The 18,129-nt window shown below is 40.3% G+C and carries 16 protein-coding genes; 13 read left to right on the forward strand and 3 right to left on the reverse strand.

The window, feature by feature from the left end:
• The first annotated feature begins 97 nt into the window (after nucleotides 1–97).
• From L3Q70_RS19200 to L3Q70_RS19220, 5 genes are all read left to right on the forward strand, one after another.
• Entirely contained in the window at nucleotides 98–934 is an 837-nt protein-coding gene (locus tag L3Q70_RS19200; RefSeq protein ID WP_062567567.1) for a patatin family protein, read from the forward strand.
• A gap of 149 nt (nucleotides 935–1,083) precedes the next feature.
• Nucleotides 1,084–1,437: a hypothetical protein gene (locus tag L3Q70_RS19205; protein WP_237115361.1), complete on the forward strand. Its 354-nt coding sequence runs from the start codon at nucleotides 1,084–1,086 to the stop codon at nucleotides 1,435–1,437.
• 143 nt (nucleotides 1,438–1,580) lie between these two features.
• On the forward strand, nucleotides 1,581–3,206 hold the full coding sequence (locus L3Q70_RS19210) for a methyl-accepting chemotaxis protein (protein WP_062567569.1): 1,626 nt from the start codon (nucleotides 1,581–1,583) through the stop codon (nucleotides 3,204–3,206).
• A 37-nt stretch (nucleotides 3,207–3,243) separates the two neighbouring features.
• Nucleotides 3,244–4,050, forward strand: a complete 807-nt coding sequence (locus L3Q70_RS19215) for a transporter substrate-binding domain-containing protein (RefSeq protein WP_237115362.1) — start codon at nucleotides 3,244–3,246, stop codon at nucleotides 4,048–4,050.
• Nucleotides 4,051–4,055: 5 nt separating this feature from the next.
• The gene (locus tag L3Q70_RS19220; protein ID WP_237115363.1) at nucleotides 4,056–4,526 is read left to right on the forward strand and encodes a DM13 domain-containing protein; all 471 of its coding nucleotides are present in this window, start codon (nucleotides 4,056–4,058) and stop codon (nucleotides 4,524–4,526) included.
• Between the two features lie 102 nt (nucleotides 4,527–4,628).
• Here the strand turns inward: L3Q70_RS19220 and ahpF are convergent, their stop codons facing one another.
• Nucleotides 4,629–6,209, reverse strand: a complete 1,581-nt coding sequence (ahpF, locus tag L3Q70_RS19225) for an alkyl hydroperoxide reductase subunit F (RefSeq protein WP_237115364.1) — start codon at nucleotides 6,207–6,209, stop codon at nucleotides 4,629–4,631.
• Nucleotides 6,210–6,364: 155 nt separating this feature from the next.
• Nucleotides 6,365–6,934 (reverse strand): alkyl hydroperoxide reductase subunit C, encoded by a 570-nt coding sequence (gene ahpC, locus L3Q70_RS19230; RefSeq protein ID WP_062567573.1) that lies wholly within the window; start codon nucleotides 6,932–6,934, stop codon nucleotides 6,365–6,367.
• Nucleotides 6,935–7,574: 640 nt separating this feature from the next.
• On the opposite strand from ahpC, the gene L3Q70_RS19235 reads away from it, so the two are divergent.
• From L3Q70_RS19235 to L3Q70_RS19260, 6 genes are all read left to right on the forward strand, one after another.
• A complete protein-coding gene (locus L3Q70_RS19235; protein WP_237115365.1) occupies nucleotides 7,575–9,110 on the forward strand; it encodes an AMP-binding protein in 1,536 nt (511 codons plus the stop codon).
• A gap of 99 nt (nucleotides 9,111–9,209) precedes the next feature.
• Nucleotides 9,210–9,629 carry a DUF3429 domain-containing protein gene (locus tag L3Q70_RS19240; RefSeq protein ID WP_237115366.1) on the forward strand — a complete coding sequence of 140 codons (420 nt, stop codon included), beginning with the start codon at nucleotides 9,210–9,212 and terminating at the stop codon, nucleotides 9,627–9,629.
• Between the two features lie 54 nt (nucleotides 9,630–9,683).
• Complete coding sequence (locus tag L3Q70_RS19245) at nucleotides 9,684–10,055, forward strand: hypothetical protein (protein WP_062567576.1); 372 nt, start codon at nucleotides 9,684–9,686, stop codon at nucleotides 10,053–10,055.
• A 4-nt stretch (nucleotides 10,056–10,059) separates the two neighbouring features.
• A complete protein-coding gene (locus L3Q70_RS19250; RefSeq protein WP_237115367.1) occupies nucleotides 10,060–10,860 on the forward strand; it encodes a class I SAM-dependent methyltransferase in 801 nt (266 codons plus the stop codon).
• A gap of 2 nt (nucleotides 10,861–10,862) precedes the next feature.
• On the forward strand, nucleotides 10,863–11,855 hold the full coding sequence (locus tag L3Q70_RS19255; RefSeq protein WP_237115368.1) for a Gfo/Idh/MocA family oxidoreductase: 993 nt from the start codon (nucleotides 10,863–10,865) through the stop codon (nucleotides 11,853–11,855).
• Nucleotides 11,856–11,989: 134 nt separating this feature from the next.
• On the forward strand, nucleotides 11,990–13,666 hold the full coding sequence (locus L3Q70_RS19260; protein ID WP_237115369.1) for a methyl-accepting chemotaxis protein: 1,677 nt from the start codon (nucleotides 11,990–11,992) through the stop codon (nucleotides 13,664–13,666).
• A 36-nt stretch (nucleotides 13,667–13,702) separates the two neighbouring features.
• On the opposite strand, the gene L3Q70_RS19265 is transcribed toward L3Q70_RS19260, so the two are convergent.
• Complete coding sequence (locus tag L3Q70_RS19265; protein ID WP_237115370.1) at nucleotides 13,703–15,754, reverse strand: TonB-dependent receptor; 2,052 nt, start codon at nucleotides 15,752–15,754, stop codon at nucleotides 13,703–13,705.
• Nucleotides 15,755–16,157: 403 nt separating this feature from the next.
• On the opposite strand from L3Q70_RS19265, the gene L3Q70_RS19270 reads away from it, so the two are divergent.
• Nucleotides 16,158–16,448, forward strand: a complete 291-nt coding sequence (locus L3Q70_RS19270) for a hypothetical protein (RefSeq protein WP_237115371.1) — start codon at nucleotides 16,158–16,160, stop codon at nucleotides 16,446–16,448.
• Nucleotides 16,445–18,016: a PepSY-associated TM helix domain-containing protein gene (locus L3Q70_RS19275; protein ID WP_237115372.1), complete on the forward strand. Its 1,572-nt coding sequence runs from the start codon at nucleotides 16,445–16,447 to the stop codon at nucleotides 18,014–18,016. The genes L3Q70_RS19270 and L3Q70_RS19275 overlap by 4 nt, the downstream gene beginning before the upstream one ends.
• Nucleotides 18,017–18,129: the final 113 nt, after the last annotated feature.

An 18,129-nucleotide genomic window follows, 5' to 3' on the forward strand; every position in this document is an offset into this window, starting at 1 on the left:
AATACAATTTTTACAACTAGAGCCAAAACTCTATTTTGTTTTTAGCCTGTGTTTGCTATGGTTTGGGTATAAACAGTTTGAAAGCAAGGTAGCTATTATGACAATTAACAAAGCTCTGGTTGTAGAAGGCGGCGCTATGCGTGGTATTTTTGCTACAGGGGTACTTGATGCCTTTTTAGAAGCGCACTATCAACCTTTCAAACAATGTTATGGTGTATCGGCGGGAGCAACAAATATTGCAGCTTACTTATGTGCTCAATACAAACGTAACCATGCCGTTATTACTGATTATTCATGCCGTCCAGAGTTCATTGATTTTGTTCGTTTTATTAAAGGTGGCCATTTATTTGATTTAGATTGGCTATGGCAAGAAACCATGCGAGATATTCGTCTCGATTTAGAAACCTTTGAGAAGCAAGCTGCTGAGTTTTATATTGTTGCCACCAACATAAACACTGGAAAAGCAGAATACCTAAAAGGTCATGCTCAGTCCCTCGAAGAGCAATTAAAAGCATCCTGTGCTTTGCCTATTGCTTATCGCCAATACCCAAGAGTTGACAATCTACAGCTTGCTGATGGCGGTGTTGCTGACTCTATTCCCGTTCGAAAAGCTTATGAGATGGGTAATAAAGATATCACGGTTATTCTCTCTCAACCTTTAGGCTACAAGAAAAAACCATCAAAAGCCCCTTGGCTTGTAAAACGCCTGTACAAAGACAACCCCGCGCTTGCTATGGCCACGTTACATCGTGCCGAAAACTACAATCAGAGCATTGATTTTATAATGAATCCACCTAGTGATTGCCATATTAATATTATTGCTCCGCCACCTACATTTGCTGTCGGCCGCACCACCAAGTCGTTTGCCAAATTATCATCGGGATACAATATGGGCATTGATGCAGGGCAACAATTTTTAACTCAAGCGGCTTAAAAATAAAATCAAAGCCATACAAATTAACCTAGCTTAGTCATATTTTGCGAGGCTGAGCTTACACTTAAGCCATATCATATATAAGGGGCTTAATTAGATGACGTTCCAAAAAGTAAAACTCTAAAAATAGAAGGGTTAGAAGAGATTAAATGAAAAAAATACTGCTTTTAGTATTAACCATGTTATTTCTCTGTGCTTGCGATGCTCAACAAATTGACCTTGATGTACCGAAAAAACCAAGTGCAGTACCAAATAAAGCATTTTGGGTGGGCGGTTTGGATGGCGGCGTATTTGTCTTAATTGCAAAAAATAAAAATTTAGAGCCAGATGCATACGTTGCCAAAATATATTATGCATCCGGAGATATTGCTTATGAGGGAGGAATGAGACTATCCCCTAGAGGAAGTACTGCCATAGACCACATTAACCCCGCGATTTTTCAAGGTTGGGATGGCGATACTTTGTACATTGAAGGCAATAAGCAACTTAAAGCTCAAAACTAAAATTAGTACTTGAAGCTTTAGTTACCACCATCTTGTACACCGTCGATTCAACCACTTTCACATTTACTATTGCAAAAACTTGATTAAATACATTTCTCTATTAGCTTTAATAATACGTCCTTATTAAAGTTTGCATTCCTACCATGTTAAATAACTACACCGTTCGTACGCGATTAGCCGTTTTGGCTTTGTTACCGGTTACTGTTTTTGTGATCACTTCATTTTTTGCAATGTCTATAATGTCGAATATGGTCAAAGGGATAGACAGCTTATATGATGACAGGGTCGTCCCTCTTGAGCAGATAAAGTCAGTGTCTGACAACTATGCAGTTAATATTGTTGATTTATTTCATAAATACCGCGCGAATCAAATAGCTAAAAATGAGTTTTTGACTTCAGTTACTGAAGCAAAGAATATCGCTGATAGAAAATGGCAAAGTTACCTAAGTACAAAACTTACGACGGAAGAGACGCGGCTCGTTAGCGTTGTAGAAAAGCGCTTAACTGTGGTCCAACAAAAACTAACGGCTTTATTGAACCAAGTTAAAAATGATGAGTTTAAGGCAATCCCTTCAGATACATTCGTCAAAGAGTTATATGATGTATTTGATCCACTAAGTGCCAGCTACCAAGGGTTAATTGATTTGCAAATTACTGAGGCAAGTAAATTCAGAATGTCTGCAGACAAAGATTTTAGCCAAGTCAGTATTGCGATGACAGCATCCATTACAATACTTATTATTCTCTTATTATTTATAGCCTTTATTATTTATCGTTCGATTCATAATCCACTACTCTCGCTCAGTGAAACAATTGGTTCCATCTCTGAAAATGCCGACTTACGACTACGCGCACAGCCTCATGGCAGCGACGAAATAGCGCAAGCCGCACACCATTTTAATGCCATGATGGAACGCATTCACGCCCTTGTAAACGATGTAACAAGCGCAACGCTCACTCTCTCTTCTGCGGCAGAACAGATGAACTCAATCAGCGACCAAGTTGCCAGCACAGCCACTGAACAAGAGCACCAGTCTGCGATGATAGCGACCGCCATTACGCAAATGAGTAGTGCAATTGAACAAGTCGCGGCAAATGCATTGGCAACATCAGAAAAAGCATCTCACACAGATCATACTGCAAAGCTTGGACAAAAGTCGGTGCAAGAGAATATTGACGCAATCAATCATTTATCACATATCGTCAATGCCAACACCCAACTTATCAATGAGTTAAACACACAATCAACCGATATCAATCAAGTTGTTATGATGATTCAGGGTGTAGCTGAGCAAACTAATTTACTTGCTCTTAATGCAGCAATAGAAGCGGCACGAGCCGGTGAGTCTGGTCGAGGCTTTGCTGTCGTTGCTGACGAGGTAAGGCAATTAGCTCACAATACACAAAAAGCAACCGCAAGTATCAATGACATGATCACTAAGTTACAATCTATGGCACAACAAGCTGTTAGTGCGATGGGGAACGCAGATGACAGTGCAAAGCAAAGTGTTGAATATGCAGAACGATCATCACAACTTTTAGCCGAAATAACACAAGAGATGGCCCAAATAGCTGAGATGAATAATCAGGTTTCGACTGCAACCGATGAACAAACCACTGTCGCTAATGAACTAAGTTGTAATATTAACGAGTTTAGTAGTAGTATTTCATTGGTAAGCGAAAGCTCTCAGCAAAATGCGCAAGCAAGCCAAGAATTGGCGTCATTAGCATCGCGCTTACAGCAACAAGTACATGTTTTTAAAGTGTAAATTTAAATAATTTAGTAATCTTAACAAAAGTATAGCCATGAACAGAGCCATTTTATTGTGTATTTTTTATTTTGCTCTGTTCAACTTTTCAGTCACAGCTCACGAAAGGCTTGTTATTCAACTCGCCAAACCCAATTATACCGATGCTACTAAAAACCAATATATCCATGCAATTTTAGAAAAAAGCTTTGCCGTAATGGGTGCTGATGTCGCCTTAATGTATAACGTTAAACCCATGAACAATAAGCGAATTATAGAGCAGTTAAGTCATAATAAGGCGATTACTCTTGCATGGTTATCAATGCCTAATGAACAACCTCACGCGCTTATTAGAACATCAATTCCCTTGTACAAAGGGCTGCATGGAAAACGCTTATTAATTATTCGCAAACAAGACCAAGAAACCTTCAAACACATTACCCACCTTAACGAACTAAAACCATTTGTAGGTTTACAGCAACAAAGCTGGTCTGATTACACTATTTTAAAAGCGAATGGATTGAAAGTTAATGGCGAGTTAGACTACCAAGGAATGCTCAAAGCCTTAGAAGTGGGCCTTGGGGATTACTTCCCCCGCTCGGTGTTGGCTATCGAGTCAGAATTTAACAAATTAAATTCGTTTGATTTTGCTATTGCGCCGCAAATTATGCTGCAATACCCAAGTCACTATTATTTTTATTTAAGTAAAGAGAACGTTGAAGTTAGAGATCTTCTTGAGCAAGGCATGCAAAAACTCGCAAAATCGGGCGAGCTTGAAGCACTCTTCATACAGTATTTTGGTGATGTAGAAAAGCAATTCAAGCTCAATCAGCGACACGCAATAATTCTCACTAATATGGAGTGACAATAATGCTCAAAAAATTACTGATGTTGATAGCTGTCATTATCATTTTTGCAGCCGGTTTTTTCACTGGCATATACAGCTTACCTATTTTGACTGAAGCACCCGCTCCTAGCTCAAGCACCCTAACGCAACACAAAAACCGTGCTTTATTCAGTGGTGAATTTAAACCTAACTTAGCGGGGTCTGATCGTTTTCACTATGGAAACGGCACAGTCTACTTAACGAATGATGCCATTTCAATGCAAGGTGAGCTATCACCTGGCCCTGATTACCAATTGTATTTTTCGCGCAATTTTATTGATAACGAAGCCGATTTCTTAGCACAAAAAGGCACCATGCAACGTGTTGCAGCCGTGCGTTCGTTTAATGGTTTTAAAGTGCAAATACCGCAAAGTATTAATATTTCTGATTACAATACGGTGATTATTTGGTGTGAAAGTTTTGAAGAATTTATTACTGCAGCGCAGTATCAATAGCTGTATTAATAAAAAGCAAAGCCGCCTTTGGAGAGGGCGGCTTTAAAACGGCAGCTATGGGTGTAAAGCTGCCTAATCAAGAGGCATTATTAATACAACTAATTAAGCTGCATCTTCCGTGCTTTGAGTCTCATCGCTGTGGCGAATTAAGTAATCAAATGCACCTAAACTTGCCGTTGCACCACTGCCCATCGCAATAATGATTTGTTTAAATGGCGTTGTTGTGGCATCACCTGCCGCATAAACACCCGGTAATGATGTTGCACCCTTGCTATCAATCTCGATTTCACCAAAGCGAGTCAATGATAGCTCTGAATCTTTTAACCATTCAGTGTTTGGCACCAAGCCGATTTGCACAAAGATACCTGCAAGCTCAAGTGATTTTTCATCGCCAGAGATGCGGTCAATATAGCTTAAGCCTGTTACTCGTTTACCATCACCAATAACTTCTGTCGTTTGCGCATTTTTGATAATAGTAATGTTGTTTAAACTATTTGCTTTACGAATAAGGACTTCGTCAGCACGTAAGGTATCGGCAAACTCCAGCACGGTGACATGTTCAACAATGTTTGCAAGGTCGATTGCAGCTTCAATACCTGAGTTACCACCACCGATAACCGCTACCGCTTTGCCTTTAAATAACGGACCATCACAGTGAGGACAGTAAGCAACGCCATGACCGCGATACTCTTTCTCGCCTGGTACATTCATTTCACGCCAGCGAGCCCCCGTTGCTAATACCACTGATTTAGCATTTAAAACTGCACCATTTTCTAGGGTGATTTGATAATTACCTTGCTTAGTCAATGATGCCGCACGTTGATTTTGCATCACATCAACATCGTATTCTTTTACGTGCTCTTCAAGTTGTGCAACTAATTTAGGGCCTTCGGTCGCTTTAGTTGATATAAAGTTTTCAATGGCTAAGGTGTCTGATACCTGACCACCAAAACGCTCAGCAACCACACCTGTGTTCAAGCCTTTACGTGCTGAATAAATCGCCGCAGAAGCCCCTGCCGGACCACCACCCACAACAAGTACATCGAATAACGCTTTGTCGTTCAGTGCTTCGGCTTGGCGTGCAGCCGCTTTGGTATCCACTTTGTTTAAAATGTCGGTCAGGTTTACAGCACCTTGACTAAATAACTCGCCATTTAAGTAAACAGCGGGTACTGCCAACACATTACGCTCGTTCACTTCGTCTTGGAACAAGGCGCCGTCAATCATAGTAGCCGTAATATTTTCATTGTGCGCTGCCATTAAGTTAAGTGCTTGCACAACTTGCGGGCATGTTTGACAACTTAATGAAATGTATACTTCAAAGTTAAGCGGCCCAGGTAATGATTTAATTTGTTCAATTTCAGTCTCTGATGCCTTGCTTGGATGACCACCTGTGTGAAGAAGTGCAAGGATCAAGCTGGTGAATTCGTGGCCCATCGGCACACCCGCAAATGTAATTTGCGTATTGTTTATAGGTGAAGACACCACCATAGACGGGCGACGCACGTCTTGGTTAGGGTTATCTCGCACCGAAAATTTGTCGCTTAACGAAGCTAAATCGTTTGCTAAGCTTTTAAGTTCTGTTGATTTATTGCTGTCATCCAAGGCGATAAGCAGCTCAACAGGGCTGGTAATAGAAGCAAAGTGGCTTGTTAATTGGTTTTTGATATTCGTATCTAACATGGCTTAGCCCTTGAGTTCAGAATAAATAATCTAGAATAAATTTAGGGATAACTGCCCATCACCCGCTAATGTGCTTAATGTGAGTTGTGATGGGCAATTAAGATTGCATTGGGATAGCAAAGCAAAACTTTGCTATCGTTTAATGCTATGGCAAATTAGATTTTGCCAACTAGGTCTAGTGAAGGAGCAAGTGTCTCTTCACCTGGCTGCCATGATGCAGGACATACTTCACCATCGTGGTCAGCAATGTACTGTGCAGCTTGTACTTTACGTACTAACTCTTTCGCGCTACGGCCGATACCTAAGTCGTGAGTTTCGATTACTTTGATTTCGCCTTCAGGGTTCATTACAAATGTACCGCGAAGAGCAAGACCTTCGTCTTCGATCATCACACCGAAGTTACGTGTAATGCGACCTGTAGGGTCACCAATCATTGGAAATTTGATTTTACCAATTGTGTCAGACGTATCGTGCCATGCTTTATGAGTGAAGTGCGTGTCAGTTGATACTGAGTAAACTTCAACACCCATTTCTTGCAGTTGCTCATAAAAGTCAGCAACATCACCAAGCTCTGTAGGGCAGACGAAAGTAAAATCTGCTGGGTAGAAGAAGAAGATTGACCACTTACCTAGCACGTCTTTTTCAGTTAGCTCAACAAAGTCACCGTTGTGGTAAGCTGTTGCATTGAATGGTTGTAATTTTGTGTTAATTAATGAAGTGCTCATATTTTTCCTCATTGATGTATTTAAAAAGTTTAATTAACGCAGCCTTGCGTCTGCTTGATTAATACAATAGAGGTGTGAGCGAACAAAATAAAATTGATTGTTTAGATTAAAACGATTGATTTTTCAGATTAAACTACAAAAACATAAAAAATAATTATAATTCAAATAGTTAGATAATAAATAGCTTTGTTACTTCTGTGTAAAATCAGTAAAACCCACACCCATTCTCAGAATCCAGCATCAATGGGTAATGGATCGTTAAAGAAATCTTAATGATTAATGATGTCTGCCATGCCAAGGTCTGCCTCTCCAATGCTTGTTGGTAATGTAGTTTATTGTTGTCGTTGATACATAGTTTGGCTGGTCACAATTTCGTTATTGTGGTTAGCCCAAACTTTGAAATGGACAGCCATTTGCTATTAATAATACCGATAAGAGTTTATACCCAAACCTTCACTCAGTCTAAGTCGCTAAGCAAATGTTACACAGCTTGGATAGACAAAAATCAATGGTGATCCTAGGCTTACAATCTAGACTAACCTCTATCATGAGCCGTTATTTGCCTAGTTGGATAATGGGTTCTGTAATGGATCGCCTCATCAAACAACAATTAATAAAAACAACACGCTAAGGAATACCCATGAACACACATGATAATCTCGCGCAATTAATTGAGCATACGTGTAAAACTTATGCCAGTCTCCCCGCTTATAATAGTGATGATAAAACAATCACTTATGCCCAAGTAGAACAACAATCTCGTTACTTAGCACAGTGGTTTCAACAACTAAGTGGCTTAGTTACAGGGGATCGAATCGCCATTCAACTGCCTAACATTGTTGACTACCCTATCGTTACCTACGCAGCATTTCGTGCAGGGTTAATTGTTGTAAATACCAACCCACTTTATACTGCCCGTGAAATGCTACACCAGTTTAATGATGCAGGCGTAAAAGCGGTTGTTATTCTTGATGCCCTCACCGATAAATTAGCCACCATTATCGATGGCACATCACTGGAAACAGTTATTGTTGCAGCCGCTGTTGCTGAACCGACACTGCAAGAAGGTCAGTTTTCGTTAAATGAACTCATTCGCCTAGGTGAAAGACTCGCACCACTCAACGCTCATCAGGCAAGTCGCGATGATATTGCAGTTTTACAATACACGGGTGGTACAACAGGCATAGCCAAAGCTGCGATGCTAAGCCATGGCAATATTTTAGCCAATGCAGAGCAAATGAATGAGCGCTTTGACGACATTTTAAAGCCAGGTGTAGAAACAGGTATTTGCCCGCTACCGCTTTATCATATTTACGCCTTTACTGTGAATATGGTTGGCCTGTTTGCCATGGGGCAATTTAATGTACTGATTCCAAACCCTCGTGATTTAGATGCCTTAGTAAAGCAAATCGAACCGTTTGAAATTAATTACTTTTCAGGCATTAACACCTTATTTATTGGTTTGTGTATGCACCCAAGGTTTAAGACACTGAATTTTTCGAATCTAAAAATGACAGTGTCAGGCGGCGCAGCCCTTACACATGCTGCTGCCGATGCATGGATGAGCACCACAGGTTGCACTATTACTGAAGGCTATGGCTTATCAGAAACCTCACCTGTTGCGACACTCAACGACTTTAAAAAAGAAGAAATTGGTAGTATTGGCCGCCCACTATCGAACACCACTGTCGAAATTTGGGATGAAAACGACGAGCCGGTTGCTGACGGTGAGTCTGGCGAGATAGTTGTTAAAGGTCCGCAGGTGATGATGGGTTACTGGCAACGCCAAGATGAGACTGATAAATGTATGAAACATGGTTTTTTCAAAACCGGTGATGTAGGTCTGAAACTACCAAGTGGTAATTACAAGATTATAGACCGTCTAAAAGACATGATTATTGTCTCTGGTTTTAATGTTTACCCTAACGAAGTTGAAAATGTGCTGTGTCAGCACCCTGCTATCTGCGAAGCGGCCGTTATTGGTGCGAAAGATGAAAAAACCGGTGAGCGTGTATGCGCCTACATTACCTTAAAAGAGCATATTGATGAGCAACAAGTGAGTGACTATTGCCGCGAAAACTTAAGTGCTTATAAAGTGCCTAAATCAATCATTTTTATGGAGGAGCTGCCTAAGTCAACGGTAGGCAAAATTTTACGTCGTGAGTTACGCCAATAACAAAGCGATCGTTTTAGCCGCATAACTGGTATAAAATAGTTAAAAGATAAAAGCATACCGTTAGGTATGCTTTTTAATTTAAGCGGTTTTAAGGTCATTATGGAAAAGTTTATTAATCACATTCAACTCGGTTACTTAGGTTTACTGCCGTTTTTAGGCTGCGTAGGCTGGCCACTCATAGCAGGGAGTAATGCTGTCAACTTAGACTTTTTCACTTATTATAGCATTGCTATTTTAGCCTTTATGGCTGGTAACTTATGGCATGCTGGCCAACAGACGCATGCTGATGCAATTAAAGCCGTTGTTCCTATCTTACCGATTGGCTTTTTAAGTTTTTTACCTGCGACCTGGACACTTGCTTGGCTCGCTGCGAGTTTTTGGTTAGTGCTGTTATTTGAAAAAAGCTCACCGCAGTGGCAAACCTATCATGTTGATTACCAAAAGATGCGATTCGTTTTAACCTCAGTGGTATTTGTATGTCATATATTTGTGATCGGCATAAGCATCTATCCTGAGTAGCCCTTTTCTTGCGTTTGCGGTAACATCCGCGGCTCAGATTTTTAAGGACTTGCTATGATAGATCAACTACGCGCCAAGCTAGACCACCTTGGCGAAAATTACGTTGAAAAAGGTGCTCACTTCAAAATTAAAGTGATCCCATTTTTTTGTGCGATTCACATCAAAAAAGACCACAAAAACCAAGGTTCTTTAAAGCTATATTCAAATCAGCTGATTGAAATATTTTTAGCAACCATGTTTTTGCTATTCGGATTAATGCTTTTTGATACAGATGCGGGCTTTACGCATGGTCCTATTCATATCGTTATTGCCGTTTTGATTAGTTTTAACTTAATCTTTAAGCAAATTGCCATTGAAGGTTTAAAAACTCGCTTAGCCCTTTGCCCTGAAATTGCAGTTGAAACACCGCCAGAACAAGGCAAATAACAGCATGTTTTTAAACCCTAGTTGGCGCATTTTAACGGTAGGCGATGGTGACTTGTCTTTTTCGCATGCTTTAGCGAGTCATTTAAAACCCAAAAAGCTTGTTGCTTCAACCTATGATGATGCAAAAACCGTAGAACAAAAATATGCCGACAATGCACTTAGCGCCTTGCAACAACTCGATATACAAACACTCACCGAGTTCGATGTAACAAAACCTAAGTCGTGGCAGCGCTTAGGTGGTGAATGTTTCGATGTGGTTATTTTTCAATTTCCACTTATACCTGCGTTTGTAGGTGAAGCCGCATTTAAAGCAAATACAAAACACGGTGGTATGAATGTGCTAAACCGTGCCTTACTGCATCGCTACTTAGACTACGCTAGCCAGTTCGCATTAGATAAAAACGGCCCAATGCTATGTTACATCACCTCTAAGGATGTAAAGCCCTATCGCGAATGGAATATTGAAGGCAGCTTAAATCAAGGGCTCGATTGTCAATACTTGGGGCAAATGCCATTTGATATTAACCTGTTCCCTGGCTATAAGATTCGCAATGTTGACCGCGATAAGCACGTTAAAGACACCAGTGGCATTACCTATGTCTTTAGCGAAAAAACGGACACCGAGATTGCCTCTAAGCTTGCTTTACCTGCTTATTTAGGTGATAAACACTGTGCATTATGCCGCGTTGGTCCTTATATGGCACAAGAAGATGAAGACAAACATTTGTTAAGCAAAAAGCATAAGCAAATGGAAAAATTTGAACAGGATTGGCAAGCATGGCTTGCACAAAACAACGAGGAGTAACCATGAACTTTGTGATTGTCGGTACCAATTTTATAAGCGACACACTACTCAGTGCAGCCAAACAAATTGAAGACTTCTCCTTATATGGTGTGTGCTCTCGAGAGCAGCAAACAGGCAAGGCTTTTCTTGCAAAACACGACATTACTGACGCTAAAGTGTTCACCAATATTGAGCAAGTATGCCAAGACCCATTGGTAGACGCTGTCTATATAGCAGCACCAAATAGCTTACACAAACACTACGCTGTCATGTGTTTAGAAGCCGGTAAACACGTTTTAGGTGAAAAGCCTTCGGCTGCAAATAGCACAGAACTTGAGGCCATTATTCAAGCGGCAAAAACACATCAATGCCTATACATGGAAGCGATGATGACCACGCATTTACCAAATTTTGCACGCTTAAAAAATGCCCTCACAAAAATTGGCGTACCGCGCAAATATATTGGTCAATATAGTCAATACTCATCACGTTACGATAAATATAAAAATGGCGAGCGGCCAAATACTTTCTTGCCAGAATTTGCTAATGGTGCACTGGTCGATTTAGGCATTTATCCGCTGTATATTTTACTCGCTTTATGGGGCGCGCCTCAAAGTGTAAAAGCCAGTGGTGTGTTGCTTGAAACGGGTGTTGATGGCGCTGGCGATGTGTTATTGAATTACGCCGATAAACAAGCAGTGATCAGCTACTCTAAAATCTCGCAAGGTGATAATTTTACTGAAATTCAAGGTGAAAAAGGCCGTATCCGTATCGAAGCAGTATCACTATTAAGACGTATGCAGTTTATTGGTAATGATGGCACGGTTGAAGAGCTCTCAGAACCATTTGATGAACACTTTATGCGCCACGAAGTGAAGCACTTTATTAATGCAGTAAAAGCAGGGCAGATTGAGTCGAGTGTAAATACACATACTTTATCAAAACAGGTTATGGCTGTGCTTGATGAAGCAAGAGCTCAATTAGGTGTTGTGTACCCTGCTGATAAATATAACTAAACTTTCATTTAGGCTTTATAGCTTTTAGTAAGCATTAAGTTTGAAATTATATTTTATTATTGTGATCGTGTTTACTCTCATTATTTTTGCACTATGGTTAATAATAACCGTTGTAAATAAATGAGAGTTTACCTTTGTCTATTAGGTATTTATTAAGAGCTGTTTTTGCAGCAACGATTACCCTAGCAGCTGGACTATTAATCATTATCCTAATGCTAAAGTCAGGTCAAACAGACAGCCAACAGGCAGCACAACAAAGGTATCAATTAAGTCACCTCGCTAAATTATCGTCGTCTAACTCTATCAAGTTAACAGAACTTGCTCGACAGTATGTTGTTACTCTGGAAAGCCAGTATAAACAACAATACTTTGAACTGGTTGGGCAAATACAAGGAGATATAGCTTGGCTCAATGGCGAAAAGAAAAGCTATTTAGCAAGGTTACAAGCCTATAATGTCGATAAATCTGATTTAGCATTACTCGCAGAGTCAAACGAGCTTTCCCTAAAATTGGTCAAAACAGAAGAGCAGGCATTCGCTCTAGTAGATCACCTTGTAGGGCAAGATCCTCATGTAATCAGTGAGAAAGACAAAAGCCAATGGATTGACGCTATCGCATTACTTACCGATGAAAATTACATGGCTGAAGTGGACAAAATCCAACAACCTGTCAGTGCATTTTTGTCTTCAATTGAGCGAAAAAGTGCCGAACAAGTCACACAAAACAATGATAAGGTTTCAACGTTCAGTATTATCAGCATTGCTTTTGTTATTGCAATTATATGCACTTTAATACTTTGCTATATTCAGCTAGAGAAAAAAGTGATTAAGGCCACACAAGGGCTGATTAGTGAGGCAAACCGAATTTCACAAGGCGATTTATCACGCTATATTGACCATGTCAGCAATGATGAAATTGGTAAGCTTGCTGCCAGCTTTAACTTGATGGTTGATAAACTTTCAAACCTTTTAAAAGAGATTAACAGTCTTTCTGATCAAGCACAGATTTCAGCAGCTAACCTCGATAGCGTATCTCAGCAAGCAAAAATACTTAATGATAGACAAAGCCAAGCTATCGAAGTTATATCTAGCTCCGTTTATGAAAACTCCACAGCTGTGAAAGAAGTATCGCAAAACTGTGCAGAAGCAGCGCAAAGTGCAACAGCTGCTAATAACAAAACGCAAGAAGGCTTAGCCATTGTCGATAAAGGGATAAAGTCTGTTGAGTCCGTTGCCGCAACACTCAATCAATCATTGAATGACCTCAATAACTTAGAGTCATCAGTCAAAGAAGTGACCGTAATTCTGAGTGTGATCAGTAACATTGCAGAACAAACTAATTTATTAGCCCTTAATGCTGCAATCGAAGCTGCTAGAGCCGGCGAACAAGGTAGAGGATTTGCCGTTGTAGCCGATGAAGTGCGCACACTGGCGAGCCGAACTCAAAGCTCGACGCTTGAGATTCAAGATAAAATTGATTCGCTGCAAGCCGCGAGTAATGCCGTAACAAATCGCATACGCTCAAGCGATTCACAGATCAAAGAAGCTGTTGTTAATTCTGAAAATGTGGGGCTTATGCTTGAAGAAATAAGTACCCAAGCTCATTCAATTTCAGATGCAAACTTAACAATAGCGTCGGCTTCTGAGCAGCAATCTCAAGTCACTGAAGATATTGCTCAGCGTTTGAATGATGTTCAAGAAACAAGTAAAGAAGCTCAAATGCAAACTGAAAAAATTTCTGTTTCATCAAGTGAGCTTTCTAAGCTAGCCAGTAGCTTAAATGCACAAATAAACCGTTTCAAATTAAACTAGCCAGCCAATGAGACTGGGTGACTAGTTTAATACCATTTAAAATCGATAGGTAACTGAAGCCCCTAAAGTTTGTGGGTTCACAACACCCACATAACCTTGCGGGTAACGACCACTGGCAGGCTCTCTTGCTGTGTACTCTTGCTCATCGAATGCATTATTAATAAATGCGCTCATCAACCATTGCTCAGTATCGTAAGTAATCGTTAAACGAGTAAGGGTATAATCGCCCGCAACGCGCTCTTCTGTGTTTGTTAAGTCACCATAAAACTCATCAACATAATTAGCGCTCAAATTAACTTTTAGGCTGTCTGTAAACCAATGCGATAAACCTAAGCTTGCTGTTAATTCTGGCGCTGAGTTAAGGTCATTATCCACAGCTTCAGGAAATGCTGACGATTCATCGATTTTAGTTTTTAATAATCCTAAACCACCATGTAATTGCCATTGGTCGCCCAACATACTGTATGCTTCAAGCTCTAAGCCGTAGCTGTGTGCATCTTCAATATTAGTAATTCTCCGTGCCGCGCTCAGTGCCTGATAACCGTTAAAGTTGTTATAAAACACATTAGCACTAATATTTAGATCGCCATTATTTAAAACACTACGGGAGCCAATTTCATAGGTGTTTACCGTCTCTTCATCGTAGTAGTAATAATCTTCAGCAGTAAAGTCTAATGCGCCACCACCGGCGTTGTAACCTCTGCGAGCACTTGCAAATAACGTTGTTTCTTCGGTAATTTTGTATTGCAGCGCAAGCTTAGGTAAACGTAGAATATGCGAGTCATCTAATTGCTCAACAAGCATGTCACCGCGAAATGCCATATTGAAGTTACGTACTTGCTCTTCACGCTCAATACGCAGCCCTGCTGTTAAAGTAAGTTGGCTATTCAAGTTAAAGCTTGATTCACCGTAAATTGCCGTTGATTTGCTGCTATCATCACCGAAGTAATAGGTAGCCCCTACACTCTCAAAATCTTGATCACGGTCAAAATAAGCAAGCCCGACAAAACCTGAGTAAAAATCACTATTTAAGCCAAAGTTTAATTTAGTATCTAGGGTTACATTTGATTCATCCATCGAAACATCTGATTCAGCACTTTGTTGCGGCTCATAGGCATCAAATGCCCATTTGTAATCCATATAGGCAACGAGCACATCCAGCGAGAAGTTTTCATTAATTTTGTAGTCAACATTGACCTGTGTTGTATCTGATTCAGTATCCAGAATACGTTGAAATAGCGGTATATAATCGGTTGGCTCAGCAGCTTCAAAGTATTTACGTCCAGCGTTACCCTCTTCGTTGTATGTTGAATAGGTTAGTTGTACAGATAAATCCTCGAATGGGGTATAAAGGAGCTTGGCACGGGTGCTACTAGTATCCAGCTTGTTTAGTTCTTGATCTGTTGGGTTTGTGTCGTACACCGGTGGGTTAGAGAAAGTCTCGCCATCAATATATTGCGTTGATAAGCGAAATGCTAACACATCTTCAACGAGTGCCCCCGATATAACCGCCGCCGTATCAAAATAATTATCTTGATTACGATAACCAACGCGCACTGCACCCTCAAATTCTTGCGTTGGTGCTTTAGTTTTCATGTAGACCGCACCAGCAATACTATTTCGGCCATTGCTTGTAGATTGCGGGCCTCGGTATACTTCAATCTGCTCCATATCCCAAAGACCAGTATCACCCGTAAGATCTGCAACAAAGGGCTGGCTTACCCCATCAATTAATGTTGAGACACGCGCTTTCGAACCACCACTAAACGAGTTAAAACCTGTTGCACCGCCATTGCCAGACACACCCCGCATATCCGGAACTGCGCCAGTTAAAACAACCACATTAGCCATCTCTGAAAGTGCTTCTGATATAGATGCAAGCTGACCATTTTCAATTAATGACGTATCAACAACAGCAACTGATGACATGGTTTCTTTCAATGATTTTTCAGTTTTTTCACCGGTGACAACAATCGTATCCATCGATTTTCGATTACTTTCGTCATCAGCTAATACGGCTGTATTAGTAACAAGTAATGAAGCTGTAATCACAGCTGATAGTGAGTTTAATTTAAATGCAGTGGCCAATTTTCTTTCCCCAAAAAGAGATTATTAGTATTTATGAATGTTTGAGCTAATAGAAAAGCGCGAAAAATCTAGCACAACAATAACGCTATTGCAATTGAGTTTGATTATCATTTAGAATTAGCAAAAATAACTACAACTAACTATCTATGTTTTTTACTTTATCAACCTTACTGCTTTCGCTCGCGGTGGGGATATTTTATTGCTCTCGAAAGCAGCAACGCTTGTTAGTAAAACCTTTGAATAAACGTGTTCGAGGGGTCGCTGTGAGCTTAGTAATCACCGCTACTATTTTAACCTCTCAACAGTTTTCAAACACCGCAACTGTGTTTCTAGTCATTTTTACACTGATGATGATGTTAATGCTGATCCCACTTCTAAGCTTGTTCTATAAAAAGGATAATTCATGACTCGCCCTCAAAAATATCAGCCAACATGGTTAGGTAAGACCTTCGCAGGCGCACTACTAGGATTAGCGCTTGCTTTTATACTTATCGCTTTTTTTGTGTGGTATGGTCCAGGCGGAATTGATGCACGCGATAAAGTACAGTTCAACATGTGGATGATTCCCCCCTTGTGGTTATCTATTTTTAGTTTCACTTACTTATTTAATTCTGCAAAACAGGCATGGCTACTTTTAGGTGGGTTAACTGTACTGCTTTACACAGGCTTTTTTATGCTTAGAGGTGGGCTATGAAAGTAAGGTCTGATATTTTACGTACCTATCAAGGCGTACATACTTGGACAGGGATCATCGCCGGTTTAGTGCTATTTATTGGCTTTTATGCAGGCAGCTTAACCATGTTCAAGCATGAAATCCAACAATGGGCAGCACCTCTTCAAGCTTCTAAAGTTACGGTTGAGAACTATGATTACCAACCTTTAGTTGATGCTGCAATAGCTGAAAAGCCAGTGCAGCTGGCAAAAGGATTTAGCCTCGATTTACATACTGAGAATGCGCCTCTTTCTTGGTATGTAAAAGGTGGCCCACGGGGTATGCACCTAGATAATGAGTTACAAACAGCTTATTTAAGCGCAAAGGGACAACTCACAATAGAACAACAAACAGAAAACAAACTCGCTGATTTAGTGGACTATTTACATCGCACTGCAGGCATTGCAGGCGAAATTGGTCATGAACAGTCAGGAGTTTATGTGTTAGGTATCGCTTCTGTCTTGTACTTTTTGGCGCTTGTCTCTGGTGTAATTATTTTACTGCCTACCTTAGTGAAAACATTTTTTGCCCTTCGTAAAGAAAAAGGCCCTAGCCGCTTTTGGCTCGATAGTCATAATCTAATCGGCATTGCCAGCTTACCTTTTCATTTAGTGATTGCATTTACTGTTGTAGTGTTTGCTTTTCACGACTTTATTTATGGTGGTCTTGCTCAATTTTATGGCGATAAACCTTTATTTGAACGCACTCCCCCAGCAGCACAAAGCTATCATATTAAAGATTTACCACGTATAAATGAGCAAATTTTAGCTGCTAAAAACTATGCACCAGGCTATACACCGATTCATGTCCGCTACAGTAACCTAAATTCAGCCACTCCATCCGCTGTATTTATGATGAGTAATAAACAAGCCGTCGTGCGCGGCCCAGTAACTGATTACTTGTTTATGAATCCGTATACTTTGGAAGTGGTAAACTCAAGCTACCCGCAAGGTGATGAAAGTATTTGGGGCAATATGGTCGCCAGTATATTTTCTTTACACTTTGGCACCTACGGTGGTGAATGGGGGCGCTGGGGCTACTTTATTATGGGCCTACTGGGCGCATTTTTATTCTATTCTGGTAATTTACTATGGATTGATAAACGTTTTAAAAAAGACCCGACTAAACGCAGTACTTTATTCATGGCAAAGCTTACAATTGGTGTGTGTTTAGGCTCGATGCTTGCTGTGGTAAGTACCTTGATCACCGCCAAATGGCTACCCAGCATTGTTGCGAATACTAATTACGGCACATTAATATGTTATTACGCAGTATTTTTTGTATTTGTTGGATTCACCTTTGTAAAAGGCACAAGCAGAGCAAGTGCTATGGGCTTATATTTACTTGCAGCCTTATGCGCAATCATGGTTATTTCTAGTTTTGTGATATTGCTGACAACCCATAATGGTTTTGCTTTGTATTCAAGTTATTTAGTGGATGCTGTCGCCATGATATTCAGCGTTATTTTCTTTGCACTTGCTAAGCGAAACCAGCGCAAAGCAGAGCCTGACAGGATCATGCCTAGCTTCAATAAACTTAGTCAAGCTTAAGCTAGCACTTTGCTAGGGTAGTAAAGGAGTTTACTACCCTATTCACACTACTAATAACTGAATTCATTTAACGAAAAACATTTCTTAAAACTAAAAACATCAGTAGAATCGCG

Origin of the sequence: Pseudoalteromonas sp. CF6-2 (genome assembly GCF_021729425.1) — a bacterium.
Classification (GTDB): Bacteria; Pseudomonadota; Gammaproteobacteria; order Enterobacterales; family Alteromonadaceae; genus Pseudoalteromonas; species Pseudoalteromonas arabiensis.

Coding starts and splice junctions, on each gene's coding strand:
- L3Q70_RS19200 (WP_062567567.1), top strand. CDS start 98: ATGACAATTAACAAAGCTCTGGTTGTAGAAGGCGGCGCTATGCGTGGT.
- L3Q70_RS19205 (WP_237115361.1), top strand. CDS start 1,084: ATGAAAAAAATACTGCTTTTAGTATTAACCATGTTATTTCTCTGTGCT.
- L3Q70_RS19210 (WP_062567569.1), top strand. CDS start 1,581: ATGTTAAATAACTACACCGTTCGTACGCGATTAGCCGTTTTGGCTTTG.
- L3Q70_RS19215 (WP_237115362.1), top strand. CDS start 3,244: ATGAACAGAGCCATTTTATTGTGTATTTTTTATTTTGCTCTGTTCAAC.
- L3Q70_RS19220 (WP_237115363.1), top strand. CDS start 4,056: ATGCTCAAAAAATTACTGATGTTGATAGCTGTCATTATCATTTTTGCA.
- ahpF (WP_237115364.1), bottom strand. CDS start 6,209: ATGTTAGATACGAATATCAAAAACCAATTAACAAGCCACTTTGCTTCT.
- ahpC (WP_062567573.1), bottom strand. CDS start 6,934: ATGAGCACTTCATTAATTAACACAAAATTACAACCATTCAATGCAACA.
- L3Q70_RS19235 (WP_237115365.1), top strand. CDS start 7,575: ATGAACACACATGATAATCTCGCGCAATTAATTGAGCATACGTGTAAA.
- L3Q70_RS19240 (WP_237115366.1), top strand. CDS start 9,210: ATGGAAAAGTTTATTAATCACATTCAACTCGGTTACTTAGGTTTACTG.
- L3Q70_RS19245 (WP_062567576.1), top strand. CDS start 9,684: ATGATAGATCAACTACGCGCCAAGCTAGACCACCTTGGCGAAAATTAC.
- L3Q70_RS19250 (WP_237115367.1), top strand. CDS start 10,060: ATGTTTTTAAACCCTAGTTGGCGCATTTTAACGGTAGGCGATGGTGAC.
- L3Q70_RS19255 (WP_237115368.1), top strand. CDS start 10,863: ATGAACTTTGTGATTGTCGGTACCAATTTTATAAGCGACACACTACTC.
- L3Q70_RS19270 (WP_237115371.1), top strand. CDS start 16,158: ATGACTCGCCCTCAAAAATATCAGCCAACATGGTTAGGTAAGACCTTC.
- L3Q70_RS19275 (WP_237115372.1), top strand. CDS start 16,445: ATGAAAGTAAGGTCTGATATTTTACGTACCTATCAAGGCGTACATACT.